This is a genomic window from Candidatus Synechococcus spongiarum (genome assembly GCF_900047545.1).
Classification (GTDB): Bacteria; Cyanobacteriota; Cyanobacteriia; order PCC-6307; family Cyanobiaceae; genus Synechococcus_B; species Synechococcus_B spongiarum_C.
Window position 1 is genome coordinate 1 of sequence record NZ_FITM01000010.1, and the last position, 2,130, is coordinate 2,130.

2 protein-coding genes are annotated in these 2,130 nt (G+C 59.8%); both read left to right on the forward strand.

Annotation, left to right across the window (positions count from 1 at the left end; translation table 11 throughout):
- Positions 1 to 1,294, forward strand: a 1,294-nt coding sequence (locus tag FLM9_RS00440) for a type I restriction enzyme subunit R domain-containing protein (RefSeq protein WP_143324519.1), incomplete at its 5' end; no start/stop codon positions are given.
- Positions 1,291 to 2,004, forward strand: a complete 714-nt coding sequence (locus FLM9_RS00445) for a M48 family metallopeptidase (protein ID WP_081340077.1) — start codon at positions 1,291 to 1,293, stop codon at positions 2,002 to 2,004. The genes FLM9_RS00440 and FLM9_RS00445, both read left to right, overlap by 4 nt.
- Positions 2,005 to 2,130 lie beyond the last annotated feature (126 nt).

The window sequence follows — 2,130 nt, forward strand, 5'->3', positions numbered from 1 at the left end:
CATCTCCGATGTTCCTGAATCCACCGTGGTGATCTCCGGCGACATCAACGACCCGGAGGAATGGAAGACATGGACGGACTCTGCCGGTCACAAGACGGCAGTGGAACGCTTTAAGCAGCCTATGGGAGAACACCCCCTCTCCATCCTGATTGTCAATGACATGCTGCTGACGGGATTTGACGCCCCTATCTGCCAGGTGATGTACCTGGATCGCAAACTGACGGACCACACCTTGTTGCAGGCCATCGCCCGGGTGAACCGCACCAGGGCGCAAAAGCCCTGTGGGTACGTGGTGGATTACGTCGGACTCACCGACCAGTTGGCGGAAGCGCTGAAGGTGTTTTCCTCCACCGACGTGCAGGGCGCTCTCCAGGACCTCAAGGACGAAGTCCCCAAACTCCAGGCGGCCCACACCAGGCTGAAGCAGCACCTCAAGGGTGCGGACCTCCAGGACACTGACGCCTGCGTCACCTTTTTGGCGGACGAGCTGAAACGCCAGCGATTTGAGGCAGATTTCAGGACCTTTGCCAGGCAAATGGAGATCGTCCTGCCGGACCCCGCCGCCAACCCTTTTGTTGCTGATCTCAAAGCGGTGGGCAAGGTGGTGATTGGCTGCCGCAACCGCTATCGGGATGAGCAATTGAACATCACTGGCTGTGGGGAGAAGGTGCGCACGCTCATCGAGAAGCACATCTGTGCCGATGGGGTGGATCCGCGGGTACCCCCCACCAAGCTGTTTGACGTGGAGTTTGAGCAGGTGCTTGCCGCCCACACCAACGACCGAGCCAGAGCGTCCGAGGTGGAGCACGCCATCAGGGCACATATCAAGATCAAGCTGGACGAGGACCCCGAGTACTACCAGTCCCTCACCCACCGTTTGGAGGAAATCATCCGCAACCACGAGAACCATTGGGAAGATCTGGTCCGGCAACTACTGGTGTTCCGGGACCGGATGGAACCGGACAAGACCCGGCAGGACGCCCACCTGGGCCTCAGCGAAGAAGAAGGCCCCTTCTACAGGGTGCTGATGGAAGAGGTCAGGCAGGCATCAGGTGATGTAGGCATGGACAGGGACACCCATCAGCGGGTGGTGGACATGACCAGGGAACTGGTGCCCCTGTTGCGGAAGGCAACCCGAATCGTCGGGTTCTTTGACAAGTGGGATGAGAAGGCCCGCGTCGAGAGAGCGATCAAGCGAGTCGTCCTTCTTGGGCAACCCTTTGGCTCCAAAGCCTTGGTGAACGTGGTTAGGGAGCGGTTCATGGATCTTGCCAAGGCCAAGTGGTCCCGGTGACAGCCGTCCCGGAAGAGATTTTGGGGCTGCGGGTAGAGGTGATCCGCTCCATGAGACGGACCGCTGCCCTCCACATTGTCGGCAACGACTTGCAAGTGCGCATCCCGGAGCGCCTGGGGGATGAGCGGGTGGCAGCGATTCTCCAGCAGAAGCGCCCCTGGATCCGGGCCAAGGTGGCTGAATGGCAACCCGTTCCACCCCGTCGCCCCAGGGAACTGGTCAGCGGCGAATCTTTCCCCTATCTGGGGCGCAACTATCGCCTCAAGGTGCTGGAAGGGTATCAGGTGGGGGTCTGTCTGTCCAGGGGATACCTCAGGGCAACGGTGCGCCCCGGCGAGCAGGGCACCCAGCGGCAGCGAAGAATCCGGCAATACCTGGAAAAATGGTATCGCTCCAGGGCGTTGGAACGCCTGCGGGAAAAGACCAGCCGCTATGCCCGGCAGATTGAGGTGACGCCAAGGGGCGTCAGCGTTCGCAACTTCAAATCACGCTGGGGATCCTGCAACAGAACAGGGCATCTAGTGTTCAATTGGAACATTATTAAGGCGCCCCACGCCATCGCGAACTACGTGGTGATCCATGAGCTATGCCATCTCATCCATCCCAACCACTCCAAGCACTTCTGGCGGTTGGTCAGTCGCCATGACGACGCCTATGGAGAGCACAAGGAATGGCTGAAGCAGAGAGCTGTATTTCTCTTGGGGGGTTGAGTTGCATATGTGCCCCATGCTTGCAACAGACAATCAGACAGTTCAGCCTGGATCTTCTCCAGCCCTTGCCTTTGCCCGGGCGTTGCGCATGGCAACGGAGGTGGACCCACGGCGCTCCGGCCAGGT